Source organism: Leifsonia sp. Root227, from assembly GCF_001428745.1.
Classification (GTDB): domain Bacteria; phylum Actinomycetota; class Actinomycetes; order Actinomycetales; family Microbacteriaceae; genus Leifsonia.
On the sequence record NZ_LMIO01000002.1, the window covers coordinates 109,810 to 136,242 of the forward strand.

23 protein-coding genes and 1 tRNA gene are annotated in these 26,433 nt (G+C 69.3%); 12 read left to right on the forward strand and 12 right to left on the reverse strand.

Annotated features, from left to right (window positions below; translation table 11 throughout):
• Positions 1-10 precede the first annotated feature (10 nt).
• The gene (locus tag ASE16_RS05455; RefSeq protein WP_055891934.1) at positions 11-2,068 is read right to left on the reverse strand and encodes a TPM domain-containing protein; all 2,058 of its coding nucleotides are present in this window, start codon (positions 2,066-2,068) and stop codon (positions 11-13) included.
• 169 nt (positions 2,069-2,237) lie between these two features.
• Here ASE16_RS05455 and ASE16_RS05460 point away from each other — a divergent pair, with 169 nt between their 5' ends.
• Positions 2,238-2,987, forward strand: coding sequence for a gamma-glutamyl-gamma-aminobutyrate hydrolase family protein (locus ASE16_RS05460; protein ID WP_055891936.1), 750 nt, complete (start codon positions 2,238-2,240; stop codon positions 2,985-2,987).
• 64 nt (positions 2,988-3,051) lie between these two features.
• Here ASE16_RS05460 and ASE16_RS05465 read toward each other — a convergent pair whose 3' ends face one another.
• The 7 genes from ASE16_RS05465 to ASE16_RS05495 all read right to left on the reverse strand — a co-directional run bounded on the left by ASE16_RS05465 (position 3,052) and on the right by ASE16_RS05495 (position 10,577).
• Positions 3,052-3,732, reverse strand: coding sequence for a protein-L-isoaspartate(D-aspartate) O-methyltransferase (locus ASE16_RS05465; protein ID WP_268765803.1), 681 nt, complete (start codon positions 3,730-3,732; stop codon positions 3,052-3,054).
• A 53-nt stretch (positions 3,733-3,785) separates the two neighbouring features.
• The gene (locus tag ASE16_RS05470; protein ID WP_235500384.1) at positions 3,786-4,820 is read right to left on the reverse strand and encodes an N-acetylglucosamine kinase; all 1,035 of its coding nucleotides are present in this window, start codon (positions 4,818-4,820) and stop codon (positions 3,786-3,788) included.
• Positions 4,808-6,079: a 6-phospho-beta-glucosidase gene (locus ASE16_RS05475; RefSeq protein ID WP_055891942.1), complete on the reverse strand. Its 1,272-nt coding sequence runs from the start codon at positions 6,077-6,079 to the stop codon at positions 4,808-4,810. The genes ASE16_RS05470 and ASE16_RS05475 overlap by 13 nt, the downstream gene beginning before the upstream one ends.
• A gap of 2 nt (positions 6,080-6,081) precedes the next feature.
• The gene (locus ASE16_RS05480; RefSeq protein ID WP_055891944.1) at positions 6,082-6,984 is read right to left on the reverse strand and encodes a carbohydrate ABC transporter permease; all 903 of its coding nucleotides are present in this window, start codon (positions 6,982-6,984) and stop codon (positions 6,082-6,084) included.
• Complete coding sequence (locus tag ASE16_RS05485; protein WP_055891947.1) at positions 6,981-7,958, reverse strand: carbohydrate ABC transporter permease; 978 nt, start codon at positions 7,956-7,958, stop codon at positions 6,981-6,983. Before ASE16_RS05485 ends, ASE16_RS05480 begins: the two co-directional genes overlap by 4 nt.
• 4 nt (positions 7,959-7,962) lie before the next feature.
• Positions 7,963-9,300 carry an ABC transporter substrate-binding protein gene (locus ASE16_RS05490; RefSeq protein ID WP_055891950.1) on the reverse strand — a complete coding sequence of 446 codons (1,338 nt, stop codon included), beginning with the start codon at positions 9,298-9,300 and terminating at the stop codon, positions 7,963-7,965.
• 95 nt (positions 9,301-9,395) lie between these two features.
• Positions 9,396-10,577 (reverse strand): ROK family transcriptional regulator, encoded by a 1,182-nt coding sequence (locus ASE16_RS05495; RefSeq protein WP_055891953.1) that lies wholly within the window; start codon positions 10,575-10,577, stop codon positions 9,396-9,398.
• Positions 10,578-10,724: 147 nt separating this feature from the next.
• On the opposite strand from ASE16_RS05495, the gene ASE16_RS05500 reads away from it, so the two are divergent.
• A complete protein-coding gene (locus tag ASE16_RS05500) occupies positions 10,725-11,114 on the forward strand; it encodes a RidA family protein (protein ID WP_055891956.1) in 390 nt (129 codons plus the stop codon).
• A 78-nt stretch (positions 11,115-11,192) separates the two neighbouring features.
• On the opposite strand, the gene ASE16_RS05505 is transcribed toward ASE16_RS05500, so the two are convergent.
• Positions 11,193-12,188 (reverse strand): SDR family oxidoreductase, encoded by a 996-nt coding sequence (locus ASE16_RS05505; protein WP_055891959.1) that lies wholly within the window; start codon positions 12,186-12,188, stop codon positions 11,193-11,195.
• 96 nt (positions 12,189-12,284) lie between these two features.
• On the opposite strand from ASE16_RS05505, the gene ASE16_RS05510 reads away from it, so the two are divergent.
• Positions 12,285-13,472 (forward strand): mechanosensitive ion channel family protein, encoded by a 1,188-nt coding sequence (locus ASE16_RS05510; RefSeq protein ID WP_082581265.1) that lies wholly within the window; start codon positions 12,285-12,287, stop codon positions 13,470-13,472.
• Between the two features lie 22 nt (positions 13,473-13,494).
• Here ASE16_RS05510 and ASE16_RS05515 read toward each other — a convergent pair whose 3' ends face one another.
• A complete protein-coding gene (locus ASE16_RS05515; RefSeq protein ID WP_055891962.1) occupies positions 13,495-14,223 on the reverse strand; it encodes an alpha/beta fold hydrolase in 729 nt (242 codons plus the stop codon).
• A 236-nt stretch (positions 14,224-14,459) separates the two neighbouring features.
• Here ASE16_RS05515 and msrB point away from each other — a divergent pair, with 236 nt between their 5' ends.
• Positions 14,460-14,921: a peptide-methionine (R)-S-oxide reductase MsrB gene (gene msrB / locus ASE16_RS05520; protein ID WP_055891965.1), complete on the forward strand. Its 462-nt coding sequence runs from the start codon at positions 14,460-14,462 to the stop codon at positions 14,919-14,921.
• A complete protein-coding gene (msrA, locus tag ASE16_RS05525; protein WP_055891968.1) occupies positions 14,918-15,454 on the forward strand; it encodes a peptide-methionine (S)-S-oxide reductase MsrA in 537 nt (178 codons plus the stop codon). Before msrB ends, msrA begins: the two co-directional genes overlap by 4 nt.
• Before the next feature lie 59 nt (positions 15,455-15,513).
• On the opposite strand, the gene ASE16_RS05530 is transcribed toward msrA, so the two are convergent.
• Both ASE16_RS05530 and ASE16_RS05535 read right to left on the reverse strand, forming a co-directional pair.
• A tRNA-Arg gene (locus ASE16_RS05530) sits at positions 15,514-15,589 on the reverse strand.
• Between the two features lie 59 nt (positions 15,590-15,648).
• Positions 15,649-16,269, reverse strand: a complete 621-nt coding sequence (locus ASE16_RS05535) for a hypothetical protein (RefSeq protein WP_055891971.1) — start codon at positions 16,267-16,269, stop codon at positions 15,649-15,651.
• Between the two features lie 157 nt (positions 16,270-16,426).
• On the opposite strand from ASE16_RS05535, the gene argS reads away from it, so the two are divergent.
• From argS to rho, 7 genes are all read left to right on the forward strand, one after another.
• Positions 16,427-18,106 carry an arginine--tRNA ligase gene (gene argS / locus ASE16_RS05540; protein WP_055891974.1) on the forward strand — a complete coding sequence of 560 codons (1,680 nt, stop codon included), beginning with the start codon at positions 16,427-16,429 and terminating at the stop codon, positions 18,104-18,106.
• Between the two features lie 9 nt (positions 18,107-18,115).
• Positions 18,116-18,907 carry a DUF2993 domain-containing protein gene (locus ASE16_RS05545; protein WP_055891977.1) on the forward strand — a complete coding sequence of 264 codons (792 nt, stop codon included), beginning with the start codon at positions 18,116-18,118 and terminating at the stop codon, positions 18,905-18,907.
• A gap of 172 nt (positions 18,908-19,079) precedes the next feature.
• The gene (gene lysA, locus ASE16_RS05550; RefSeq protein WP_055891980.1) at positions 19,080-20,495 is read left to right on the forward strand and encodes a diaminopimelate decarboxylase; all 1,416 of its coding nucleotides are present in this window, start codon (positions 19,080-19,082) and stop codon (positions 20,493-20,495) included.
• Positions 20,492-21,865, forward strand: coding sequence for a homoserine dehydrogenase (locus tag ASE16_RS05555; protein ID WP_055891983.1), 1,374 nt, complete (start codon positions 20,492-20,494; stop codon positions 21,863-21,865). Before lysA ends, ASE16_RS05555 begins: the two co-directional genes overlap by 4 nt.
• Entirely contained in the window at positions 21,865-22,971 is a 1,107-nt protein-coding gene (thrC, locus tag ASE16_RS05560) for a threonine synthase (protein WP_055891986.1), read from the forward strand. Before ASE16_RS05555 ends, thrC begins: the two co-directional genes overlap by 1 nt.
• On the forward strand, positions 22,968-23,927 hold the full coding sequence (gene thrB, locus ASE16_RS05565; RefSeq protein WP_055891991.1) for a homoserine kinase: 960 nt from the start codon (positions 22,968-22,970) through the stop codon (positions 23,925-23,927). Before thrC ends, thrB begins: the two co-directional genes overlap by 4 nt.
• Before the next feature lie 219 nt (positions 23,928-24,146).
• The gene (gene rho / locus ASE16_RS05570) at positions 24,147-26,360 is read left to right on the forward strand and encodes a transcription termination factor Rho (protein WP_055891994.1); all 2,214 of its coding nucleotides are present in this window, start codon (positions 24,147-24,149) and stop codon (positions 26,358-26,360) included.
• Positions 26,361-26,433 lie beyond the last annotated feature (73 nt).

Sequence of the window (26,433 nt, forward strand, 5' to 3'; positions counted from 1 at the left end):
GTCAGGCGCCCTAGAACCTTCCACCGCCTCGGCGCGAGCGCGTTCCTCCTCCGCCGAAACTTCCCGAGCTGAATCCGCCGCCGCCCCCGCCATGGCTGCTGCGACCCCCGCCGCCGCCGCCGCCGCCGCCGAAGAGGCCACCGCCTCCGCCTCCTCCGCCGAGCACGGAGTTGATCAGAATGCCGCCGAGGATCGCGCCCATCGCGCCGTTGCCGCCTCCGCCGGAGCTCCCGCCGCCGAAGCCGCCTCCGCCGAACATCCCACCGAGCCCGCCGGCGTCCGGCTGGAACCCGCCGACGTCGCGCTGCGCGAGCTGCGTCGCCTCCTCGGCGAGCTGGGCGGCGCGCTGCGCCTGGGCGAGCGCAGTGACAGGATCGGCGACCGCCGTCGATTCCGCCTGCACGACGAGGCGGCCTGCCTCTGCGAGCCTGGTGCGCGCTTCCGGCCCGACAGCGCCGCGACGCGCCGTGATGAAGTCCTCGCACGCCGACACCCTGGAGCGCGCGGCGAGGAGTGTCTGCTGCAGCGACGCCTGCGCTCGCTGGGTCTGCTGCCGCGCATCCCGCACGCTCTGCAGCACACCGTCGATGCCCTGGTTGGCCGCGGCGAGCCGCTGCGCGATCTCCAGTGGGTTGATCGGGCCGGCGGCGATCTTGGCCTTGACGTCGGTGAGGGTCTGCTCCGTGGCGGCGACGACGCCGGCGACGGAGCCGTTCGCGTCGTCCGCCGCCGCGATCGTGCGGGCCTCGGCGAGGTCGCTCTCCAGCTCGGCGATGGTGGCGTCGATCGTCTGCTGTGCTGTGCCGAGGTCCGACCCGACCCTGTCGACGGCGTCGAGGAGGAGCTTGGCCTGGTCGACGGACTCTTCCGCGGCGCGCACGCCGATGGCGGCGGCACTGGTGTCGCCTGCTGCGCTCTTCTCTGCGGCGGCGCTGAGCGCGGTGCCGACGAACGTGAGCCGCTCCGTCGCCTGGGCGATGTTGTCGTGCACCGTCGCGAGCGATGCCGCGGTGTACTTCGCGGACAGCGCCGCGAACGTCGCTGTCGACTGTTCCAGCCTGCCGTGCACGGTCTGCGCCGCTGCCTGCACCTCGGCGCTCGCCTGCGGGATGCGCTTCTCCAGCGACCGCAGCTCGTCGAAGGCGTCAGCCTGCTTGTCGAGCGCGTCGTTCGCTTCCTGGCAGAGCTGGACGATCTGGGCGTTCCACTCGCGCTTCTGCTGCTCGGTGTCGGGTTCGGCGTCGTCGAGCTTCTGCTTGATGGTGAAGGCGTCTCTGAGCTGTGCCTTGGCCGCATCCAGTGCCGCCTGGAACGGGACGACGGAGTCGGCGCCGTACTGCGCCGTGGCGAAGCCGAGCTCTTCCTCACTGGTGCGGATGGCGTCGTCGGTCTGCACCAGGGCGGAGCCCGCCCGCCGTTCGAGGTCGACGAGCGGGATGGACTGCAGCTCGCTCTGCGGGGTCTGTGCTCCCGGCGTCTGCGGGCCGCCGGCGGCGACCTTCTTGCGCGACCGCGAGCGGACCACGATGAAGATGATCACCCCGATGACGATCACCGCGACGATGAAGATCCAGAAGAAGCTCGCGCCACCTCCGCCGCCGACGGCGTCCCCGAGCCCGGTGGCCGCCGCGGTCGCCGCGCCTGCCCAATCGCCGGCGCGCAGCTTCGGCTCGATGTCGTTCTGCTCGATCTGGGTGAGCTGGTCGGCGGAGACAGGTCCGGCGTCGTCGCCGGACAGGTAGTACGCCCGCCCGTCGGTCGCGACGGCCAGCAGGTAGTCGGACGGCCCGAGGTTGTTGCGCGCGGCCGTCTCGTTGGCCCAGTCCGCCGCATCCGTCGGATTGGTGAACCGGTCGACGTAGACGACGAAGAGGTCGATCTTGTGGTCGGTGTACAGCTTGTCCGTCGCGGCCTCGATGGTCGACACCTGCGACGTGACCACACCCGCCTGATCGAGCACGTGACCGGAGCCCAGGTCGACGGGATCGGCGGCGCTCGCCATCGACGCCGTGCCGAAGATCAGCCCGATCGTCAGCAGGAACCCGCCAAGTACGCGTCGTCGGTGCATCTGCTCACTCTCTCGAGTCGGTGGTACCAGCCGAGTCTATTGGGGGCGCGCGAGGGCGCGCCAGGGCTGCTGCACCGCCCGACTGTTGCAGCCTGTTACGCACGGGATGCGCCGCCGGCCGAGCCCCGAACACAATGGAGCAGGCAGTCACGACGGGAGAGGAGCAGGCATGGGCATCCAGGGTCGCTCCCTCGCGGTCGTCGAGGCCACCCGGTTCCGTGGCCACGACCCCGAGTACCACGGCTACGTCCAGCTCCTCGTCGGCGCGGTCATCGCCGAGGCTGAGTCGCAGGGCTGGACCGTCTCCCGCCTCGCGGCGGACGACGGTGTGGATGCACTGCTCACCCGCACGGAGACCGCGGACGCCATCGTCGTCATGGGCGGAGAGGACATCGCACCGCGCTTCTACGGCGGAGGCACGGGATACGAGGGGGAGAGCCGCCACCTGGAGACGGCGGACGCCGCCCAGCTCGCGCTCGTGCGCCGTGCCGTCGAGCGGGAGACGCCGCTGCTCGGCATCTGCCGCGGCCTGCAGATCCTCAACGTCGCGTTCGGCGGCAGCCTCGTGCAGCACCTCGGCGAGGAGACAGCGCACAGGAACCACGGCGTCCCCATCCACGAGATCATGGCGTCGCATCCCGTCGAGGTCGAGGCGGACAGCCGCACAGCAGAGCTGCTCGGCTCCACCCGCGTGGATGTGCAGAGCGCCCACCACCAGGCCGTGGATGCGGTGGGCTCCGGCCTGCGCGTCACCGGTCGCGCCGCCGATGGTCACGTCGAAGCGCTCGAGCACGAGACCGCCCCTGTCATCGCGGTGCAGTGGCACCCGGAAGACCCAGGAGCACCGGTCGGCCAGCTCGCCGCCCTGCTCGGTCACCTCAGCATCGCCGCGCGGATTCCGCAGGCCACCGCCGCCTGACGGCCACAAGCCACCAGTAGCCGCGCCAATTCGGGTCAGAATCGCAGCAGGTACCGGTGTCTCGTCACCAGCCTGACTCGCCGAGGAGGGGGACGAAGGCCACGGCGCCGAGGTTCGTCTCAGTGAGGTCGCCGCTGGCGGCGATGGTGAAGGCGGCGAGGTGCTGCGCGCCGCCGGTGTGGCCGATCGGCATGACGATGCGGCCGCCCGGCGCGAGCTGGTCGAGCCAGGCCAGCGGCACGGACGGGCCTGTCGCCGCGGCGACGATGGCGTCGTACGGAGCGCCTTCTGCCCAGCCGAGCGTGCCGTCGCCGGTGACGACGTTCACCCGGTAGCCGAGCGCTTCGAGCGTCGCCGCCGCGGTGACGGCGAGGTCGGGGTGCCGTTCGACGCTGACGACGCGGTGCCCGAGTTCGGCGGCGACGGCGGCCGCGTATCCGGAGCCGGTGCCGATGTCGAGCACGGCGTCCTCCGGCCCGATCCGTGCCGCCTCGAGCATCAGTGCCACGATGTACGGCTGCGAGATGGTCTGGCCGTCGCCGATCGGGAGCGGGTGGTCGTCGTAGGCGTACCTGGCCTGCTCGTCCGGCACGAACAGGTGCCGCGGCACGCGTCGCATCGCGTCGAGGACCCGCTGGTCTTCGATCCCGCGGGGGACGAGTTGCTGCTCGACCATCCGCCTGCGTTCGTCGGCGAATTCGGTGTTCGTACCGCTATTGAACCACCGCGGGCACGGCGGCGACAGGCACGGCGGCGACAGGCGCGCCCAGCGCGCCCGCCGACGCCGTCGTCATCCGTTCAGCCCGCGACCGGCAGCGCGGCCTGCCGCGACGCCAACTGCTCGCGTGCCGCCGTCAGCGCCGCCGCGTCCGCGCCCGCCGCCTCCAGGGCGAGCAGCCCGGCTCCGAGGATCGGCGCAGCCGTCACCAGCTCGATGTGGGCGAGCGGCGCCCGCTCGGCCAGCCCGGCCTCGACCGCGTTCAGCAGTCTGGCGTCCCGTGCGCCGATCACTCCGCCGCCGAGCACCACGGGCACCGGCCGGTCGAGCAGGTCCAGTCTGCGCAGCGTCGTGGCCGCGAACACGACGATCTCTTCCGCCTGCCGGTCGACGAGCGCGCCGGCCACCGCATCCCCTGCCCTCGCAGCGTCGAGCACGGAGGGCGCGATGCGGGAGAGGTCGCTGTTCGGGATGCGCTCGAAGTGCAGCGCCTCGATGACCTCCGTGACGCCGCCCAGCCCGTACACCGCCGGGATGTCCGTGGTCAGCCTGGTCGCCGGACCCCGCCCGTCCACCGCGCGGGCGGCGTGCCACAGCGCCTGCTCTCCGAGGTGCCAGCCGCCTCCCCAGTCGCCGGACATGATGCCGAGCGACGGATACCGCACCACCTCGCCGTCGGCGCGGACGCCGACGCAGTTGATGCCGGTGCCGCAGACCACGGCCACCGCATCCTGTTCGCTGGTCCCTGCGCGCAGCAGCGCGAACAGGTCGTTGTCGACCACCGCGTCCGCCCAGGCGAATCCCGCGATGCCCTCTCGGAACGCTGCGACCTCGGCGGGGAGGTCGAGGCCGGACAGGTAGATGTTCGCGGCGGCGATCGGGCGGACCCCTGTTTGCGCAAGCAGGTCTTCGATCAGCCCGTCGACCAGGACGGCCGCCTCCGACATCCCGATGATGTGCGGGCTCGACGTCGTTCCGCGCGCGCTCGCGATCACGGTGCCGTCGAGCTCGATCGCGACCGCGTCCGTCTTCGACCCTCCACCGTCGACCGCGATGGCGATGGGCAGCGCAGCGCTCGCGCCGCCCGCGTCGTCCGCCCGGCTCACTTCGCCCACGACAGGTGGTCCCTGTTCCTGGCGATGAGCAGGTCGGTGAGCTTCTCCGCCTTCTCGTACTGTCCGACCAGTGGATGCGCGAGCATCGCCCGCACCACCCGCTCGCGCCCGCCGTGCACTGCCGCGTCCAGCGCCAGCCGCTCGTACCCGGCGACGTGCGAGATGAGCCCGCGCAGGTCGTCGGGCAGCGGGTCGATCGGCAGCGCTGTCACGCCGCCGGCGCCGACGGTGGCCGACACCTCGATCACGTGGTCGTCCGGCAGGAACGGCAGGGAGCCGTCGTTGCGCAGGTTGACCACCTGCGTGTCCCCGCGGTCGCTGGTGAGCGACGCGATCAGGTCGACGGCGGCCTCCGAGTAGAAGGCGCCTCCGCGCTTCGCGAGCTGCTCCGGCTTGGTGTCGACGGACGGGTCGGCGTAGAGCTCCAGCAGCGCGCGCTCCACCTCCTGCACGGCCTCGGCGCGGGTGGGGGAGCCGAGCTGTTCGCGCAGCACCTCGTCGTGGGCGTAGTAGTAGCGCAGATAGTAGCTGGGCACCGTGCCGAGCATCGAGATCAGGGAGGCAGGCAGCTCGATCTCGGAGGCGAGCTCGTCGAGGTGGGTCGCCAGGAGGCCGGGGAGCGCATCCTTGGTGCCCGACGAGTCCGTCACGAATGCCGCGCGCTCCCAGGTGAGGTGGTTGAGCCCCACGTGGCCGAGCGTGATCTGCGTGTGGTCGACGCCGAGCAGGTTCGCGAAGCGGCGCTGGAAGCCGATGGCAACGTTGCAGAGGCCGACAGCGCGGTGGCCCTCCTGCAGCAGGGCGCGGGTGACGATGCCGACGGGGTTGGTGAAGTCGACGATCCACGCATCCGGTTTGGCGTGGGCGCGCACGGCGTCCGCGACGCGCAGCACGACAGGGACCGTGCGCAGCGCCTTGGCGAAGCCGCCGGGCCCCGTGGTCTCCTGCCCGATGCAGCCGCACTCGTGCGGGAACGTCTCGTCCCCGTGGCGCGCTGCCTGCCCGCCGACACGGAGCTGGATCAGCACGGCGTCCGCGTCGGAGACCCCGGCGACGAGGTCGCTCGTCGGCACGATGCGTCCGGTGTGCCCTGCCGCGCGGAACATCCGCTCGCTCATCCCGCCGACCAGCCGCAGCCTGTCGGGGTCGGTGTCGACGAGCCACAGCTCTTCGATGGGGAGGATGTCGCGCATCCTGGCGAACCCGTCGATGAGTTCTGGAGTGTAGGTGGATCCTCCACCGACGACTGCGAGTTTCACTGCTATCCCTTCACGCCTGTGAGTGTGATGCCCTCCACGAATACGCGTTGGGCGAAGAAGAAGATGAGGACGACGGGGATGGTGACGAGCATCGTCATGGCCATCGTGAGCCCCCAGTCGGTGCCGTGCACCCCGCGGAACGACGCCAGGCCGTACGCGACGGGCCAGGCCGCCGGGTTCTCCGACGTGTAGAGCAGGGGGCCGTAGTAGTCGTTCCACGAGTTGAAGAACATGAAGATCGCCGTCGCCGCGATGCCGGGCTTCGCCATCGGAAGCACCACCCGCCAGAGCACGCCGAACTCGCCGTTGCCGTCGATCCGTGCTGCGTCGGCGTACTCGCTCGGGATGGTGAGGAAGAACTGGCGAAGCAGGAAGATCGAGAACGCGTCGCCGAGAAGGTTCGGCAGGATGAGCGGCCAGAGCGTTCCGGTCAGGTTGAGCTGCGACCACATCACATAGATCGGGATGGCCGTGACCTGCGGAGGGAGCAGCATCGCGATGATGATCACGGTGAACAGCACGCCCGAACCGCGGAACTTGATCTTGGCGAGGGCGTACGCGGCAGGAACGCTCGACACCAGCATGAAGACGGTGGCGAGGATCGCGTACAGGGCGGAGTTGCCGAACCACTGCAGCAGCGGCACGGTCGTGAACACCTTCACGTAGTTGTCCCACTGGAACGGCTGCGGCCAGATGGATGCGGTCAGCGTCTGCTCGCTCGACATCAGCGAGGTGAGGAACACGAACACGATCGGGGCGGCGAACAGGATGCCGAGCGCGACCAGCACGATGTGCTCTGCGATCCAGGCGAGCACCCTGCGGCTGCGAAGTGAGCGAGGGGTCGGGATTCGCCCCTGCCGCTTGGCGGGCGCCGCTGGCGGCTTGGTCAGGGTTGCGGAGGTCATTGTGCGCCTTCCGGGGTGAACGCCTTGAACCGGCGAAGCAGGAGGATGAGGATGACGGCGGCCACGACGAACAGGAGCACCGCGAGGGCGGAGGCGTAGCCGAGCTGGTACGTGCCGAAGCCGCGGACGTAGAGCCACTGGGTGTACGTCAGCAGGGAGCCGTCCGGATAGCCGAGGTTGTTGCTGATGCCCTCGCCGATCACCGCCTTGCCTGAGGCGACCCCGGAGGCGACCGCCGCCTCCGTGAAGTACTGGATCGCCGCGATCACCCCGGTGACCACCGAGAACAGCAGGACGGGCGCGATGCTCGGCATCGTCACGTAGCGCACCTTCTGCAGGCCGTTGGCCCCGTCCAGGGATGCTGCTTCGTACTGCTCCTTCGACACGTCGAGCAGGGCGGCGAGGAAGATGATCATGATGTCGCCCATCACCCACACCCCGAGGAGCACGAGCGACGGCTTCGACCAGGCAGGGTCGTTGAACCACAGCGGACCCTGGATGCCGAAGAACTTCAGCACCTGGTTCACCGGGCCGGTGCCGGGGTTGAACAGGAACACGAACGCCACGACGCTCGCGACGGGCGGAACGAGAGCTGGGAGATAGAACAGCGTGCGCCAGAACCCGGATGCGCGCTTCGCCCTGGCGAGGAGCCCGGCGATCAGCAACGCGAAGGCCACCTTCACCGGCACCCAGATCACCACGAACCAGAGCGTGTTGAGGGTGGCCTGCCAGACGTTCGGGTCCTGCGTGAAGAGGTACTGGTAGTTGCGCAGGCCGATCCACTGCGGAGACGACACGAGGTCGAACCGGGTGAACGAGTAGTAGACGGACGCGATCAGCGGGTACACGAAGAAGATCACGAGGCCGAGGAGCGCTGGCGCGAGCAGCGCCAGCGTGACGAGCTTGCGCTTGGTGCGTGCCCGCGAGGGGCGGACGCGTGCCGCCCGCCCCTCGCGGATTGCCGTTGACGTCATGACCTTACGGACCCGTCGTCAGCGCGAGAGCGTCGTTGATCTGCTTGTCGACGTTCTTGAGACCCGCCTGCAGGTCGCCGCCCTGGCTCTGGTACTTGTTCCAGAAGTCCTGGAACGACTGCTGGTATCCGGCGCCGAGCGGGCTGGCGGGGGTGGTGGCCACGTTCGGGCTGGATGCGACGTCGAGGAACGTCTTGTACTGGTCGGAGACCTCGAGCTTCGGCGAGTTGAGCGCGTCCTTCGTGGTCGGCACGTTCTTGAGGCCGTTGGCGAGCTTGACGACCGCATCCGTGTCGGTGGTGAGGTACTTCAGCAGCGCCCAGGCGAGCTCCGGGTTCTTGGAGCCCTTCGAGATGCCGATGATGTTGCCCGTCATGTATCCGCCGCCGTACAGCTCGGTGTGGTCGTCGGCGGTCGGGAACGGAGCAGTGCCGTAGTTCAGCTTCTTCGCCTGGTCGGCGATGAACGCCGTGCGGTACTCACCGTCCATGTTCATGGCCACCTGGCCGGTCTGGAAGGCGTTGTCCGCTGAGAACTCCTGGCCGAGACCGGAGGTGAAGGTGTTCAGCTTGTCCCAGCCGATCTTGTCGACATATGCCTTCTGCCACTCCATCAGCTCTGTCCAGCCCGTGCTGGAGCTGATCGCGCTCGTGCCGTCGGACTTGAGCCAGTCGGCTCCCGCCGCTGGGCCGTAGTGCGCCGCCGCGTTCTCGTACCAGCCCATGGTCGGGTTGAAGCCCAGGGTCTTGATCGAGCCGTCCGGGTTGAACGTGGTCAGCTTGTCCGCCATCGTCTCCAGCTCGGACAGGGTCTTCGGCGGAGCGGTGAAGCCGGCCGCGGAGAGCAGATCCTTGTTGTAGTAGAGGCCGTAGACGTCGGCGAGCATCGGCATCGCGCAGCGAGTGCCCTTGAACTCGGTGTACGACTTCACGGTGTCGGAGAACTGGCTCATGTCGACGCCGTCGCGCTCGATCACCTTGTTGAGGCTGCGGAAGGCGCCGTTGGAGCAGAAGTTGCCGACGATGTCCGTCGAGTACGACAGGCCGACATCCACCTTGCTGCCGGTGGCGATGGCCTTCTGCAGCTTTTCGTCGTCCTGGCCGGAGTGCACCTCGACTTTGATCTTCGGGTTCTTCTTCTCGAAGTCGTCGACGACCGACTGGATGACCTTGGCCTCTCGGTCGGAGAAGAAGTGCCAGAACGAGACGGTGCCGGACAGCTCCTTCGGGGTGTTCGCCTCGAAGGAGGCGCTGCTGCCTCCGCCGGAGCACCCGGCGAGGGCCAGGGCCGCCGCCGCGGCGACCGCGACGGTGGCGATGATGTGACGTTGACGGTGTTTCACGGGTGGTTCCTCACTGATTCCGGTTCGTGATGCGTTCGATGGACGGGTGATGCAGTGGTGCGGGTGCTGCGGTGGAGCGTTGCCGGTGCTCCGCGCTAGGCGGAGATCCTCGACACTTCGGCGAAGAGCGCGTTGCGCACCTCCGCGAGCAGGTGTTCCCGCGCGCCGCGGAGCACGGGGTGCGCAGGCACCCCTGTCGCGACGACGGTGGACGACCCCCAGGAGGCGCGGAGCTCTGCGCTGACGAGCTCGGCGAGCGCGTCGCCGCCCGCACGTCCTGTCGGGCCGCCGAGCACGACCAGCTCTGGATCGAGCAGGGCGAGCACGGGGACCACCCCGACGGCGATGCGCGGCGCCAGTTCGGCGAGCAGCGCATCCCTGGCGGGGGAGGAGGGGATGGCCTCGACGGCGGCGGTGTAGTCGGCGGCGCGCATCCCGTGGCGTTCGGCGAGGCGGGCGACGGTCGGCCCGCCGATCAGGTCCTGCAGGTCCTGGGCGTCCTGGTCGAGCTCCGCGGCGGCGCGGGGGATGGGAAGGTAGCCGATCTCGCCCGCCCCTCCCGACGCTCCGCGGTGGACGGAGCCGCCCTGGTCGACGGAGAGGCCGAGACCGTCTCCCATCCAGAGCAGCGCGAAGCCGCCGGTGTCTCGGCCGACGCCGTCCGTCCGCTCGGCGATGGCGGCGAGGTTCACGTCGTTGTCGATGTGGACGGTGATGCCGAGCGCTGCTTCGAGGTGCGCTGTGATGCCCTGCATGGGCCAGCCTGGCAGCGTCTCGATGAAGGTCAGCTCGTCCGTGCGCGGATCGAGCGCGCCCTGCACGCCGATGCAGACAGCGCTGACGCTCTCGCCGGCGACCCCTGCCGCCTGGCAGGCGCCGTCGATCGCCTCGCGGACGTCGGACTCCGGAGTGCGGTCGGCGTCGGAGACCCGAAGCGGCGTCTCGGCGATGGGATGCTCTGTTCCGCTGGCATCGACGACCGTCGACCGGATGGTGGTGGCGTCGATGTCGATGGCGACGCCGAGCACGCGGTCGGTGCGGACGGCGTAGCTGGCCGCGTTCGGGCCGCGTCCACCTGACACTTCGCCGACGGCGTGGATGAGTCCTGCCGTCTCCAGCCGGGAGACCATCTGGGCCGCTGTCGGCTTCGAGAGGCCGGAGAGTTCGCCGATCCTGTTGCGGGTGAGCACGCCGTGCTCGAGCAGCAAGGACAGGGCTGTGCGGTCATTGGTCTCGCGGAGCCAGGACGGAGTCCCCGGCACTGGTCTGGTGGCCATCGCGCACATCCCTTCGTTGGAACAATCGTGCGTGGTGAATGTATCAGGAAAGTTTCTTAATAGTAAAGAGGCTGTTTCGATGTCGGTGGTCTCCGCCACGATGGACGCACGTCCAGATGGATGCACGCAGCTGCGAGGGGAGCCGCCATGACCGCACGACCAACGCCCATCGACCCGCCGGGCCTGCACGCCAGTCCGGCCTTCGCCCAGGGGATGCTCGCCCAGACAGGGCCGACGCTCTATGTCGGAGGGCAGAACGGCACAGACGCCGAAGGCACCCTGCTCGACGGCCTCCAGGCGCAGACCGAGCAGGCGCTCCGCAACGTCCTGGCCGTGCTCGCAGAGGCCGGCACGGGGCCGGAGTACGTGGTCAAGCTCACGATCTACCTGGCCGTCGGCATCGACCCCGGCGAGGCGTACGCGGCGACCGGCGCGGTGTGGGGAGCGCACCGCACCGCAGTGACGGTGCTCGCAGTCACGCCGGCGCGACCTGGCGCACTCGTGGAGATCGAAGCGGTGGCTGTGCTGCCCGACTGATCGGCATCGCCCGACGGAGCCGGGTCACCGGACGGAGCCGGCTCACCGGCCCGAGCCGGTTCACCGGCCCGAGCCGGCTCACCCGAAGGCGCGGGCGTGCTCCACGAGACGGTCGAACGACGCATCCAGATCGGGGTCGAGACGCTGCCTCGACGCGTCGGCGAGGAACCACTCGACGATCTCGCCTGCACCCGTCGCGAACGGCACGCGCGCCCGGAACTCCGGCACGAGCGCCTTCACCTTGCTGTTGTCGAAGACCATCGAGTTGGCCTTGTCGCCGATGAGCCCAGGACCCAGCTCCGGCACGACGGCGGCGATTGACGCGCTGGAGACGTGCACCAGCTCCGCCTCGACGCCGAGGCCCTCCGCCAGATAGCAGTAGATCTGGTTCCAGGTCGGCGCCTCGTCGGACGTGATGTGGAACGCCTCACCGACCGCCTCCGGGCGCCCGAGCAGGCCGACGTACGCCACCGCGAAGTCGGTGTTGTGCGTGATGGTCCACAGGCTGGTGCCGTCGCCGTGCACCACGACGGGCGCTCCGCGACGCATCCTGGCCAGATCGGTCCAGTGCCCGCTGGTCGGGATGGAGGTGCGGTCGTAGGTGTGCGACGGACGAACGATCGTGACGGGGAATGCGCGCTCGCGGTACGCCTCGACCAGCAGGTCCTCGCAGGCGATCTTGTCGCGCGAGTACTGCCAGAACGGGTTGCGCAGCGGCGTCGACTCCGTGACGGGCAGGCGAGACGGTGGCGTCTGGTACGCAGACGCCGAACTGATGAACACGTACTGCCCGACTCTGCCCTCGAACAGCCGGAAGTCGGTCTGGATGTGCTCTGGCGTGAACGCCAGGAACTCCGACACAACGTCGAAGCTGCGCTCGCCGAGCACGGCGTGAACGCTCTCCGGCTCGCGGATGTCCGCGTGCAGCACTTCCACCCCATCCGGCAGCGGCCGCACCCCGGAACTGCCGCGGTTGATGACGGTCACCTCGTGTCCCGCCTCGAGCGATCGGGCGACACAGGCGGAGCTGATGACCCCCGTACCGCCGATGAAGAGTGACCGTGTCGCTGCCATGCGTGCTCCTCGCTTCGTCGTCGATTTCCCCCAGAGGTCTCAGCGTAGCCCGCGCGTACACTCCGGGGCACACCCGATCCTCCGAAGGGAGCACCCGTGTTCGTCCTGCGTTCCTGGCCAGGTCTCGCCATCGCCTGCGTCGCCGCGATCATCGCCGCCGTGCTGGTCACCGCCGTCGTCGGAGGCATCTTCCGCGCCATCGCGCGGCGGAAGGGGTGGGCTGCCATGCTGATCGCGCGGGCGCGCATCCCGTTCCGCATCCTGCTGATGGTGATCGTGCTGTGGATCGCGGTGGCCATCACCCTGCCCGCCGATGTTCCTGCGGGGTGGAGGGACGCGATCCACCACACCTTCCTCATCCTCACCATCGCCGCGGGCGTCTGGTTCGCGGCGGCGCTCGCCGTCTACGTCGAGGATCTGGGGCTCGACCGCTATCGGCTGGATGTGCCGGACAATCGATACGCGAGGAAGGTGCGCACGCAGGTGCTCATCATCCGGCGGCTCACCATCGTGGCGGCGGTCGTCGTCGGTCTCGGCGCGATCCTGCTGACCTTCCCCGCTCTGCAGGCGGCGGGGGCGAGCATCCTGGCCTCTGCCGGCGTCATCGGGATCATCGCCGGTGTCGCAGCCCAGTCGACGCTCGCGAACCTGTTCGCCGGGCTGCAGCTCGCGTTCAGCGACGCCATCCGGATCGACGACGTGGTGGTGGTGGAGCAGCAGTGGGGGACCATCGAGGAGATCACTCTCACCTACGTGGTCGTGCACATCTGGGACGACCGCAGACTGGTGCTGCCCTCCAGCTACTTCACCACCAAGCCGTTCGAGAACTGGACGAGGCAGCACAGCGAACTGCTGGGCTCCGTCGAGTTCGACCTCGACTGGCGGGTGTCGCCAGGCGGGATGCGCGCTGAGCTCAACCGGGTGCTCGCCACGACCGATCTATGGGACGGCCGCACCGGGGTGCTGCAGGTGACGGATGCGGTCTCCGGCTGGGTGCGCGTGCGCGTTCTGGTGACGGCGCGGGATGCTCCGACCCTGTTCGACCTGCGCTGCCTGGTGCGCGAACGCCTCATCGACTGGATGCAGCGCTACAGTTCAGCATCGCTCCCGCGCACCCGCGTGGAGATGGTGGAGCCGCCGGAGCAGCAGACCCCTCCGCCACGCGCCAGAGCGCAGCAGGAGGCCCGCCTCTTCAGCGGCACCCCGGACGGGGAGCAGCGGGCGGCGCAGTTCACCGAGTCCATCCCGATCCTCCGCGAGGAGGACCTGGACGGCACCCGATGACCAGCGCGCCGTCGCCTCCTGCTCAGCTCACCGCATCCACGGCGGCGAGGATCGCGTCGAGCGCCGCCTGCGGCTGCGACACCATCGACACGTGCGACGCGGCCACCTCGGTGATGGTCGAGCCTGCACGTTCGGCCATGCTGCGCTGGGTCGCGGGCGGGATCACCTTGTCCTCGGTGCCGACGACGGCCCAGCTCGGCAGGCTGCGCCAGGCCGGCGCTCCGACAGGCGTGGTGTTCGCGCCGAGGGTGATCGGGCGCTGGCCGGCGACGATGAGCAGCCTGTCGGCCTCCGGAAGGTCCTGCGCGAACGCGGTGTGCACTGTCGCCGGCTTGAGGAACGCCTCGGCGTCGCCGTCCGGCGAGCCTGGGTAGCCCGCGATGTCGAGCACCGCCGTCGGGTCGGGCACGTCGAGCGCGGAGCCGGAGCCGCCGAGGATCGAGAACACGGTCTCGCCCTCCTCGGGGATGAACGCATCCACGTAGACGAGTGCCTTCACGTCGCCTCCGCCGAGCCCTGCGCCGCTGATCACCACGCCGCCGTACGAGTGGCCGACGAGCACCACCGGCCCCGTCGTTCGCTGGGCGACGAACGAGGCGACGTACGCGGAGTCGCTGATCGGGTTGCGCAGGAGGTTGGTGGGCGCGAGCACGTGGAAGCCCTGCTGCTGCAGGGACGTGGCGACGGCGTTCCAGCTGGAGGCGTCGGCCCAGGCGCCGTGGACGAGGACGATGGTGGGTTTCGCGGACATGGAAGTTCCTTCGTTCGTGCCGGTCCGCGGCCGCTCCGATCGGGCTACCGCGTCGTCAGCGGTGGGTGTGATGGTGATGGAACGTGCACAGACTAGCCCCGCGGGATGAACGCCTGGTAGAGCATCCATTGCCAGCAAACCCACAGTTTCACCGGGACCAACCGCGCGGCGGTCCGTGTTCTATCCACTGACGGCCCAGCAGCCAGCTGTGCCGGAACCCCGTCGAGGAGGACCACGTGTCACACGATTACCGCAAGACCCAGGATGCCGTCTCCCGCCTGACCCCCGAGCAGTACGCCGTCACGCAGCAGGAGGCCACGGAGCCCGCTTTCCGCAACGAGTTCTGGAACAACAAGGAGGCAGGTCTCTACGTCGACATCGTCTCCGGTGAGCCGCTGTTCGCCTCGGTGAACAAGTACGACAGCCGTTCCGGCTGGCCGAGCTTCACTGTGCCTGTCGACCCGGCCAACATCGTCGAGAAGCGCGACAGGACCTTCGGCATGGTCCGCACAGAGGTCCGCTCGGCCCACGGAGACAGCCATCTGGGCCACCTGTTCGACGATGGCCCAGCAGAAGAGGGAGGATTGCGGTACTGCATCAACTCCGCCGCCCTCCGTTTCATCCCGCTCGCCGACCTCGACACCGAGGGATACGGCGACTACCGTCACCTGTTCGAGAATGAGGAGGTCACCCGATGACCGACGCAACACCCACAACGCCTCGCACCGAGAAGGCCGTCCTCGCAGGCGGCTGTTTCTGGGGAGTGGAGGACCTGATCCGCAAGCGCCCCGGCGTGCTCGACACCCGCGTCGGCTACACAGGCGGCGACGTGCCGAACGCGACGTACCGCAACCACGGCACCCACGCCGAGGCCCTGGAGATCATCTTCGACCCGTCGAAGATCAGCTACCGCGACCTGCTGGAGTTCTTCTTCCAGATCCACGATCCGTCGACGAAGAACCGCCAGGGCAACGACGTGGGCACCAGCTACCGCTCGGCGATCTTCTACGAGAACGACGAGCAGCGCCGCATCGCTGAGGACACCATCGCCGACGTCGACGCCTCCGGTCTCTGGCCAGGCCCCGTCGTCACCGAGGTCGAGCCCGCCGGCCCGTTCTGGGAGGCGGAGCCTGAGCACCAGGACTACCTGGAGCGCATCCCGTGGGGGTACACCTGCCACTACGTGCGCCCGGACTGGAAGCTCCCGCGCCGCGAGGACGTCGCGTCGTAGCGCGCACCGCGTCGCACGCACAGAGGCCGCCCCGGAATCGGGACGGCCTCTGTGGTTTCTGGTGCCCCCAGTAGGATTTGAACCTACGGCCTTCTGCTCCGGAGGCAGACGCTCTATCCCCTGAGCTATGGGGGCCAGGGAGTGCCCATCCAGGCTAGCATCCCGCACGCGCGCCCTGTGACGCGCTCCCGCGCCTACTTCGGCACGTTGGCGAGGATGTCCTGCAGCAGGGGAGCGGCGTCGCCAGGTTCGAAGAATGCCGTCGACTCGGCGACGATCCAGTATGCGCCGCGGAAGACCTGCACCTGGCCGGCGGTTCCCTGCTTGAAGTAGCCCTCGACCTCCGGGGGAACGCCGTACGTCGGCACGGGGGTCGCGGCGGTGACCGCGGCGTTCTTCAGGCCTTCGAGCTCGCTCGCCGGCGGCTGCGCGATCGCGACTTCGATCACATCGCCGCTGGTCTGGTTCTGCCACGCGCAGGTGGCGCCTTTCCAGTCGGCGATCTGCTTCTCGAGGCTGCCGTCCTTGGGCTGGTAGCCGGGGTCCGCGCCGAAGTTGGGGTTGTACGCGTACAGCTGGTCGGCCGTGACGATCTGGTCGCAGGTGAGCGTCACCGGCGTCGGCGGGTCGGTCGGCTTCTGTGTCGGCGTCGCGCTCGGCGCCGACGTGCCCCCTGCGTTGTTCTGCGCCGGTGGCGTCGTCGCGTCGCCCGAGCTCTTCGACGGGGCGGCGCACGCGCTCAGCGCCAGCGTGCAGGCGAGGATCACCGCGACGGGCGCGGCGGCTCGGAGGGCGGTGCGGTGGTGCTTGGCCATGCGGTTTCGTTCTCCGTCGGATGGTCGGGATTCGATGAGAGAGGATGCGCGGCGGCGCACATCGCGATGACCCTATCAAGCCTCCTGGTGAGGACCGGCCGCCGTGGCCTGTTCGTTAGGCAATCGATGCAGCCGGTGCCCGGTAGAATCGTTCACCGTGACTCCTGCTGACCTCTCCGCCGCCCTGCTCGACATCGTGACCTCCGTTGTCGACGCGCGACGACAGGGAGCCGGCGACGACGCGGCGCCCGTCGTCGTCACCATCGACGACGTTCCCCTGGAGCGCCCGAAGAACCGCGACCACGGCGACTGGGCATCCAACGTGGCCATGCGTCTCGCCAAGAAGGTGGGCGCCAACCCGCGCGAGCTCGCCACCGAGATCGCCGAGGCCGCCGCATCCATCGACGGTGTCGCCTCCGCGGAGGTCGCCGGTCCAGGGTTCATCAACTTCCGGTTGGATGCTGCTGCCGCCGGGCTGCTCGCGAAGACCATCGTCGAGGCCGGTGACGAGTACGGCAACGGCCACCTCTACGACGGCCTGCTGGTCAACCTGGAGTTCGTCTCCGCCAACCCGACCGGCCCTATCCACATGGGCGGCGTGCGCTGGGCTGCCGTCGGGGACAGCCTCGCCCGCATTCTGCAGGCCGAGGGCGCGGACGTCACCCGCGAGTACTACTTCAACGACCACGGCTCGCAGATCGACCGGTTCGCCCGCAGCCTGCTCGCCGCATACCTCGGAGAGCCGACCCCGGAGGACGGCTACGGCGGAGCGTACATCGGCGACATCGCCGCGCAGGTGGTCGAGCGCTTCGACGGCGACCTCTCCGCTCTGTCGCGCGAGGAGCAGCAGGAGGTGTTCCGCTCCGTCGGCACCGAGCTGATGTTCGCCGAGATCAAGGAGAAGCTGCACGGCTTCGGCGTCGACTTCGACGTCTACTTCCACGAGGACTCGCTGCACGAGTCCGGCGCCGTCGAGCGCGCGATCGAACGCCTGCGCGAGCAGGGTCACATCTTCGAGGAGGACGGCGCCGTCTGGCTCCGTACCACCACGTTCGGCGACGACCGCGACCGCGTCATCATCCGTTCCAATGGCGAGCCGGCGTACATCTCCGGCGACCTCGGCTACTACCTGAACAAGCGGGAGCGCGGCTTCGAGCAGAACCTCATCATGCTCGGCGCAGACCACCACGGTTACGTCGGCCGCCTGATGGCCGCCGTCGAGGCGTTCGGCGACGTCCCCAACGTCAACCTGCAGATCCTGATCGGACAGATGGTCAACCTGGTGCGCGACGGCGAGCCGGTCAAGATGTCCAAGCGCGCAGGCACCATCGTCACCCTCGACGACCTGGTGGATGCGGTGGGCGTGGATGCCGGCCGCTACGCCCTCGTGCGCTCCTCCAGCGACTCGCAGCTCGACATCGACCTCGACCTGCTGAGCAAGCGCAGCAACGAGAACCCCGTCTTCTACGTGCAGTACGCGCACGCCCGCACCCGCTCCGTCGCCACCAACGCGGCAGCAGCGGGCGTGGACCGCAGCGCGTTCGCGCCGGAGCTGCTCACGCACGAGAGCGAGTCCGCTCTGCTCGGCGGTCTGCAGGAGTTCCCGCGGATCGTCGCCCAGGCGGCCGAGCTGCGCGAGCCGCACCGGGTCGCCCGCTACATCGAGGAGCTCGCCGGGCTGTACCACACTTGGTATGCCGCGACCCGCGTCATCCCGCTCGGCGACGAGCCCGTCACCGACCTGCACCGCACCCGCCTGTGGCTGAACGACGCCACCGGCCAGGTGATCCGCAACGGCCTCGGACTGCTCGGGGTCTCCGCTCCGGACAGAATGTAGCTCCGAACGATGACAGACGTGCAGTCCACCGACGTGATCGCCGGCACCGTCCAGCCGCCCAAGCGGCGGCGTACGCTGCGCCTGGTGCTCTGGATCCTCATCCCGATCGTCGCGCTCGTCGCACTGTTCTTCATCGCGGACGCCATCGTGCGCTCTGTGGCTGAGCAGCGCATCTCCGCCGAGGTGGAGAAGAGCCTGCCGGCAGAGGTGAAGGGCGACGTCTCGACGCACATCGGCGGCGTCTCGGTGCTGCAGCAGTACCTGAGCGGCCGGTTCGAGAAGGTCGTGCTCGACGCCCCGAAGCTGGCGGTCAACGGTTCGCCGATCGACGCGACGATCACGGCCACCGGCGTCCCGTCCGACTTCTCCAAGCCCGTCCAGTCGATCGCGGGCTCCCTGACGATCTCGCAGACCTCGCTCAACAAGCTCGTCACCGTCCCCGGCGTCGACGGCGACCTCGCCCTCGGCAATGGAACGCTGAGCTACGACGGCACCGCGTCGCTCCTCGGCCTGCCGATCGGCTACCAGGTCACCGTCGCCCCAGAGGCGGCAGGCAAGACCGTGAACCTGCAACCGGTGGATGCGAAAGTCACCACGGGCGGCTCAGGCGCCCTCGACCTCTCCACGCTGGTCAAGGCGCTGACCAACCGCGGCCCGATCCCGGTCTGCGTCGCCCAGTACCTCCCGGACGGCGTGCTGGTGAACGACATCGCGATCACGAAGGGCTCTGCCACCGTGACGCTGAACGCCGAGCAGTTCGTGGTGAACGAGAAGTCTCTGAAGAGCAAGGGGAGCTGCTGAGGTGGGTCAGCCTGTCTGCTCACTGCCTGTCTGCCGCACCGTCGTAACACGGACGAACCCACCGTCCTGCCCCCGATAGACTTCCGGTACTTCTCCACCGGCTTCAGGGACCAATCCGGGTCCGCTCGCCTCCGAGAGATCCCCACTCGATTCATTCCGTGAGGTTTTCCCTGTGGCTTCTGTGTCCAATCCACTCGCCCCCGGCTGGCTCGCCGTGCCCGGCGACGCCAACGACCTGCATCCCGGCCTGTGGTCGCGCACCGTGGCCAGACAGGACGGGGAGCTCGTCGTCGGCGGTGTCACCGCCACCGAGCTGGCCGCCAGGTACGGCACCCCCGTCTACATCGTCGACGAGGTGGATGCGCGGGAGCGCGCCGCCGAGGTCCGTTCCGCTCTCGTCGGCGCCTTCGAGCGCGTCGGCGGCTCTGCGAAGGTGTACTACGCGGGCAAGGCGTTCCTCAGCATCGAGGTCGCCCGCTGGATGGCGGACGCAGGGCTCAACATCGACGTGTGCAGCGGAGGGGAGCTCGCCGTCGCGCTCGCAGCCGGAGTCGCCCCCGAGCGGCTCGGCTTCCACGGCAACAACAAGTCGCTCGCCGAGATCGACAGGGCCGTCTCGCTCGGGGTCGGAGCGATCATCATCGACAGCCTGCAGGAGATCGACAGGGTCGCGGACGCCGCAGACAGGCACGGGCGCATCCAGTCGGTGCGGCTGCGGGTCAACAGCGGGGTGCACGCGCACACGCACGCGTTCCTCGCGACCGCTCACGAGGATCAGAAGTTCGGGATCGGCCTTGCGGCAGCGCCGGACGCGGTCGCGCGCATCCGGAGCCGTGGCTCGCTGAACTTCCTCGGGCTGCACTGTCACATCGGCTCGCAGATCTTCGGGTCGGACGGCTTCGCGGAGTCCGCCGCGCGGCTCCTCGCCGTGCACACCGAACTGCTCGCGGACGGACCGGTGCCCGAGCTCAACCTCGGCGGCGGGTTCGGCATCGCGTACACCTCCGTCGACGACCCTGCGCCGATCGGGGAGCTCGCGGAGACCATCGCCCAGACCGTCGCATCGCGCTGCGCAGAGCTGGGCATCCCGCTGCCCGTCGTCGCGTTCGAGCCAGGCCGGTCGATCATCGGCACGGCGGGGCTCACGCTCTACACCGCTGGGACCACCAAGGATGTGCCCGTCGCGTTCCAGGACGACGGGGAGACCGCGATTCGCCGCTACGTGAGCGTCGACGGCGGCATGAGCGACAACGCGCGCCCAGCGCTCTACGGCGCGGACTACTCCGTGCGCATCGCCGACCGGGTGTCGGACGCGCCGGCCGAACTGGTGCGCATCGCGGGCAAGCACTGCGAGAGCGGCGACATCGTCGTGGACGCCGACTACCTGCCCGGCGACGTCGCCCCAGGCGACCTGCTCGCCGTACCGGCGACCGGCGCATACTGCTGGTCGCTCGCGAGCAACTACAACTATCTCGGCAGACCGGCCGTGATCGCCGTCCGCGACGGAGCGTCGCGGGTGATCGTGCGGGCGGAGACCGAGGCCGACCTGCTGTCGAGAGACGCCGCGTACGAAGGAGCACAGGCATGATCGAGTACCGCAACCTCCGGGTGGCCCTGCTTGGCGCGGGCTCCGTCGGCTCGCAGGTGGCGCGGCTGCTGCTCGAGCAGGGTGACGAGTTCGCCTCCCGGATCGGGGCGAAGCTCGAACTGGTGGGCATCGCCGTGCGCGACCTGGATGCGCAGCGCGACGTCGACCTGCCGCGCGAGCTGTTCACCACGGACGCGTCGTCGCTCATCCTCGGCGCCGACATCGTCGTGGAGCTGATGGGCGGGGTCGAACCGGCCCGAGGCTACGTGCTCCAGGCGCTCAACTCGGGCGCGGACGTCATCACCGCCAACAAGGCGCTGCTCGCCACGCACGGCCCTGAGCTGTTCGAGGCGGCGGAGCAGGTCGGCGCCCAGCTCTACTACGAGGCCGCCGTCGCCGGCGCCATCCCGATCATCCGCCCGCTGCGCGACAGCCTCGCCGGCGACAGGGTCAACCGCATCCTCGGCATCGTCAACGGCACCACCAACTTCATCCTCGACCGCATGGATGTGCACGGAGAGTCCCTGGCGGACGCCCTCGCCACCGCCACCGACCGCGGATACGCCGAGGCCGACCCCACAGCGGACATCGGCGGCTACGACGCGGCGCAGAAGGCGGCGATCCTCGCCAGCCTCGCGTTCCACACCACCGTGCCGCTGGAATCGGTCTACCGCGAGGGCATCACCTCCGTCACCACCGCGCAGGTGGACGCCGCCAGGGAGGCGGGCTCCGTCATCAAGCTGCTCGCGATCTGCGAGCGCCTGACCGACCCCGAGACGGGAGAAGAGGGCGTCTCCGCCCGCGTGTATCCCGCGCTGATCAGCCGCGACCATCCACTGGCCGCCGTGCACGGGGCGCACAACGCGGTGTTCGTCCAGGCCGCCGCCGCAGGCGACCTCATGTTCTACGGCGCGGGAGCAGGGGGAGTGGAGACGGCGTCCGCCGTGCTCGGCGACCTGGTCTCCGCCGCGCGCCGCCACGTCGTCGGTGGCCCGGGCGTCGCGGAGTCGACGCACGCGCAACTGCCCGTGCTCGACATCGGCCGCGTCGTCACCCGCTACCAGATCACTCTGGATGTGGCCGACCAGCCCGGCGTGCTCGCCGCCGTCGCGCGCATCCTGAGCGACGGCGGGGTGAGCGTCGAGACGGTGCAGCAGTCGGTGCCGAGCACCACGGGACCTGTTCCGCTCCCCGGCGCCGTCGTCATCGCGGGCAACGCTCCGGTTCACGGCAACGGCGCACCCACCGCTACCCTGGTTATCGGCACCCACGAGGCCGAGGAGGCCGCACTCGCGGCCACCGTGGAGGCTCTCGCGGCGAGCGACGCCGTGACAGCCATCTCATCCGTACTCCGAGTCGAAGGATCGTAATGCCCGAGAAAGCGAATAGTCGTCAGTGGCGGGGCGTCCTGCGTGAATACGCGGACCGCCTGAACATCACAGAGGCCACTCCGATCGTGACGCTCGGCGAAGGCGGCACTCCGCTCCTTCCCGCTCCCGCGCTCTCCGCGCGCACGGGTGCGAACGTGTTCGTCAAGTTCGAGGGCATGAACCCGACTGGTTCCTTCAAGGACCGCGGCATGACGATGGCCATCTCGAAGGCCGTCGAGCACGGTGCGAAGGCCGTGATCTGCGCATCCACAGGCAACACCTCTGCGTCGGCGGCCGCGTACGCGACACACGCGGGCATCCAGGCCGTCGTGCTCGTGCCGGAGGGCAAGATCGCGCTGGGCAAGCTCAGCCAGGCCATCGCGCACAACGCGCAGCTGCTGCAGGTGCAGGGCAACTTCGACGACTGTCTCGACATCGCCCGCGACCTCGCCACCAACTACCCCGTCCACCTCGTCAACTCGGTCAACCCCGACCGCATCGAGGGCCAGAAGACGGCGGCCTTCGAGGTCGTCGAGGTCCTGGGAGACGCACCAGACTTCCACATCGTCCCCGTCGGCAACGCGGGCAACTACACGGCGTACCACCGCGGATACACCGAGGAGTTGCAGCGCGGAGAGGCCACCAAGCTGCCCAGGATGTTCGGCTTCCAGGCAGCGGGCAGCGCCCCGATCGTCCTCGGCCAGCCGGTGAAGAACCCGGACACCATCGCCACCGCCATCCGCATCGGCAATCCGGCGTCGTGGGAGCTCGCGCTCAACGCGCGCGACGACAGCGACGGCTACTTCGGCGCGATCTCGGACGAGCACATCCTCGAGGCGCAGCGCATTCTCTCGGCCGAGGTCGGCATCTTCGTCGAGCCGGCGTCGGCGATCAGCGTCGCCGGGCTGCTCGAGCGCTCAGCGGCCGGTGTGATCCCGGCCGGAGCGACGGTCGTCCTCACGGTGACCGGCCACGGTCTGAAGGACCCGCAGTGGGCGCTGCGCACGGCGGACGGCTCCGACGTGCAGCCGACCGTCGTCCCGGTCGACACCACCACCATCGCCGACGTGCTCGGTCTGGTGGCGGCCGAGAAGGCGAACGCGTGACCTTCCAGGCCGCCGACCTGAGCGGCCGTGCCGTCACGGTCAAGGTCCCGGCGACCAGCGCCAACCTGGGCCCAGGCTTCGACACCCTCGGCCTCGCGCTCGCGCTCTACGACGAGCTGCGGGTGTCCGTCCGCGACGAGCCTGGCGCGACCGTCGAGGTCATCGGCGTCGGTGCAGGCGAGGTGCCGACGGACGAGACGAACCTCGTCGTCCGCGCCATCGCGCACACCTTCGAGTCGGTCGGGCTCCCCATGCCCGGCCTCGACCTGGTCGCCCGCAACAGCATCCCGCACGGCAGGGGGATGGGGTCGTCCGGAGCGGCGATCGTGTCCGGCATCATGGCGGCCAAGGGGCTGCTGGAGGGCGTCGTCGACATCGACGCCCAGGGCCTCCTCGCCCTCGCCAACGACATGGAGGGCCACCCGGACAACGTCGCGCCTGCGCTCTTCGGTGGCCTGACGATCGCGTGGGTCACCCCGGAGGGTCCCCGGTTCAAGAAGCTGATCGTGCACCGCGGCGTCTCGCCGCTCGTGCTGGTTCCGCAGCACGTGATGTCGACGGCGCTCGCCCGCAGCCTGCAGCCGCAGTCGGTGCCCCACGAGGATGCGGTCTTCAACGTCTCGCGCTCCGCCCTGCTCGTCGCGGCCCTCATCCAGAGCCCAGAGCTACTGCACGCAGCAACGGAGGACAAGCTCCACCAGAGCTACCGTGCCTCCGCGATGCCGGAGACCGACCGGCTGATCACGCTGCTGCGCGAGAACGGCTTCGCCGCCGTCGTCTCCGGCGCCGGCCCGTCCGTCCTCGTGCTCTGCAGCGACCCGAGCCAGCGGCTCGCCGCCGCGGAGCTCGCCGCCGCGCACTCGGAGACGCCGTGGCAGGCGCTCATGCTCGCGGTCGACTTCAAGGGCGCGACGGTGACGCAGTTCGCGAAACAGGCGGACACGCCGGCCGCCTAGCGTCAAGAGCAGCCCGGCAACAGTGGTAAACTGTGCGTGCACCCGCAGAAACCTCTCCATGAGCGAATCTGATCTTCGGGTGATTTCTAGCAATCATGCCGTCACTCCTACCTGTGCACCCGAGTACCTTTCGGTGACACCACAGAAGCGGTAGTTCATGTGACGAGTGCTCCAGAACGACGGCGAGAATCGCGCGTCGGGGGAAAGGAATCCTCTTCAGTGACTGATGTCGAACTCCACGCCGGGGGCGTGGACACCAGCGACCTGACCTCCCTCAAGGTGGCAGAGCTTCAGGCTCTCGCCGCCCAGTTGGGACTTCAGGGAGCGACCAAGCTTCGCAAGGGCGAGCTCGTTGCGGCCATCGCCGCAGCGCGCACGGAGGCCGCGGGTTCCGCGACCGCCGACGCCCCTGCTGCCGACTCCGCGGACGCACCCGTGGCCGGGCAGGAGAATGCACGCGCAGCATCCCAGGTGCTCATCGAGCCGCTCATCGCAGAGCCGGTCTCCGCTGAGCCGCACGTCGGCGAGGCCGTCCTGCCGGACGCAGCGCCCGCCGAGCAGGCGCCGCGTCGCCGTGGCTCCCGCCGCGCATCCAGTGCGGACGGAACGGGCATCGCAGCAGCGACGCACGTGAACACCGGCGCCACCGGCGTCGAGTCGCTCATCCCCGATGTGGATGCGCTGCTCGACTCCGCGCTCGCCAATCGCGAGTCCGCTGCTCAGCAGGCGACGGCTGGCGCAGAGGGCGACAAGCAGGCGGAGCAGGGCCAGGGTCAGGGGCGCAACCGCCGCCGCGGACGGGGTCAGGCCGGCGACCAGAACGCCCAGCAGGACCAGGGCGAGAAGGCCGAGAACGGTGCAGCCGCGCAGGACGCTGCTGACACGCAGGCCCAGGGCGACGCCCAGGGCGAAGGCGACCAGCAGCCCCGCCAGGGCCGCAACCGCAATCGGAACCGGAACAAGAACTCCCAGAACCAGGGCGGCCAGAACGGTCAGAACCAGGGCGGCCAGCAGGGCGGAGACGGCCAGCAGGCGCAGAACCAGCAGAGCCAGGGTCAGCAGGCCGACCGCGACGACCAGAAGCAGGGCGGCCAGAACGGCCAGCAGAACCGCAACGGTCAGCAGAACCGCAACGGCGGCCAGGACGCGAACCAGGCGGACGACCGCTCCGGCCGCAGCCGCTACCGCGACCGCAAGCGTCGCGGCGGCGTCGGCACGGACGACTTCGAGCCGGAGATCAGCGATGACGACGTCCTCATCCCCGTCGCCGGCATCCTGGACGTGCTCGACAACTACGCCTTCGTCCGCACCTCCGGCTACCTGCCTGGCGCGAGCGACGTCTACGTCTCCCTCGGCCAGGTCAAGAAGTACAACCTGCGCAAGGGCGACGCCGTGGTCGGTGCAATCCGCCAGCCGCGCGAGGGCGAGAACAACGCCCGCCAGAAGTACAACGCGATCGTCAAGGTCGACTCGATCAACGGCCAGACCATCGAAGAGGCCGCCGGTCGCGTCGAGTTCGGCAAGCTGACCCCGCTCTACCCGCAGGAGCGCCTGCGCCTCGAGACGGAGCCCGGCAAGCTGACCCAGCGCATCATCGACCTCGTCGCCCCGATCGGCAAGGGCCAGCGCGGCCTCATCGTCGCGCCCCCGAAGGCCGGCAAGACGATCGTCATGCAGCAGATCGCGAACGCCATCACCACGAACAACCCAGAGGTGCACCTCATGGTCGTCCTGGTGGACGAGCGTCCCGAAGAGGTCACCGACATGCAGCGCACGGTGAAGGGCGAGGTCATCGCCTCCACCTTCGACCGCCCTGCGGAGGACCACACCACGGTCGCCGAGCTCGCCATCGAGCGCGCGAAGCGTCTGGTGGAGCTCGGTCACGACGTCGTCGTGCTGCTCGACTCGATCACCCGCCTGGGACGCGCATACAACCTGGCTGCTCCGGCATCCGGTCGCATCCTCTCCGGTGGTGTCGACGCCTCGGCGCTGTACCCGCCGAAGCGCTTCTTCGGCGCGGCCCGCAACATCGAGCACGGCGGATCGCTCACGATCCTCGCCTCTGCTCTCGTGGAGACCGGGTCCAAGATGGACGAGGTCATCTTCGAGGAGTTCAAGGGCACCGGCAACATGGAGCTCCGCCTCTCGCGTCAGCTCGCCGACAAGCGGATCTTCCCCGCTGTCGACGTCAACGCATCCGGCACCCGCCGCGAAGAGATGCTGATGGGCGCCGACGAGGTCAAGATCACCTGGAAGCTGCGTCGTGCCCTCGCCGGCCTCGACCAGCAGCAGGCGCTCGAGATCGTGCTCGGCCGCCTCAAGGAGACCTCGAGCAACGTCGAGTTCCTGATGCAGGTGCAGAAGTCGATGCCGGCGCCGGCCAACGGTCACGGCACCGCGCACTCGCACGGCCACGAGAACGACCACCGCTAGCTGAGGAGTGCCCGCCGACGTCGCCGCGCGCGATTGTCGACGGGCACTTTTCCGTTCCCGGACACGCTCGTCC

Coding starts and splice junctions, on each gene's coding strand:
- ASE16_RS05455 (WP_055891934.1), bottom strand. CDS start 2,068: ATGCACCGACGACGCGTACTTGGCGGGTTCCTGCTGACGATCGGGCTG.
- ASE16_RS05460 (WP_055891936.1), top strand. CDS start 2,238: ATGGGCATCCAGGGTCGCTCCCTCGCGGTCGTCGAGGCCACCCGGTTC.
- ASE16_RS05480 (WP_055891944.1), bottom strand. CDS start 6,984: ATGACCTCCGCAACCCTGACCAAGCCGCCAGCGGCGCCCGCCAAGCGG.
- ASE16_RS05485 (WP_055891947.1), bottom strand. CDS start 7,958: ATGACGTCAACGGCAATCCGCGAGGGGCGGGCGGCACGCGTCCGCCCC.
- ASE16_RS05495 (WP_055891953.1), bottom strand. CDS start 10,577: ATGGCCACCAGACCAGTGCCGGGGACTCCGTCCTGGCTCCGCGAGACC.
- ASE16_RS05500 (WP_055891956.1), top strand. CDS start 10,725: ATGACCGCACGACCAACGCCCATCGACCCGCCGGGCCTGCACGCCAGT.
- ASE16_RS05505 (WP_055891959.1), bottom strand. CDS start 12,188: ATGGCAGCGACACGGTCACTCTTCATCGGCGGTACGGGGGTCATCAGC.
- ASE16_RS05515 (WP_055891962.1), bottom strand. CDS start 14,223: ATGTCCGCGAAACCCACCATCGTCCTCGTCCACGGCGCCTGGGCCGAC.
- msrA (WP_055891968.1), top strand. CDS start 14,918: ATGACCGACGCAACACCCACAACGCCTCGCACCGAGAAGGCCGTCCTC.
- ASE16_RS05535 (WP_055891971.1), bottom strand. CDS start 16,269: ATGGCCAAGCACCACCGCACCGCCCTCCGAGCCGCCGCGCCCGTCGCG.
- ASE16_RS05545 (WP_055891977.1), top strand. CDS start 18,116: ATGACAGACGTGCAGTCCACCGACGTGATCGCCGGCACCGTCCAGCCG.
- ASE16_RS05555 (WP_055891983.1), top strand. CDS start 20,492: ATGATCGAGTACCGCAACCTCCGGGTGGCCCTGCTTGGCGCGGGCTCC.
- thrC (WP_055891986.1), top strand. CDS start 21,865: ATGCCCGAGAAAGCGAATAGTCGTCAGTGGCGGGGCGTCCTGCGTGAA.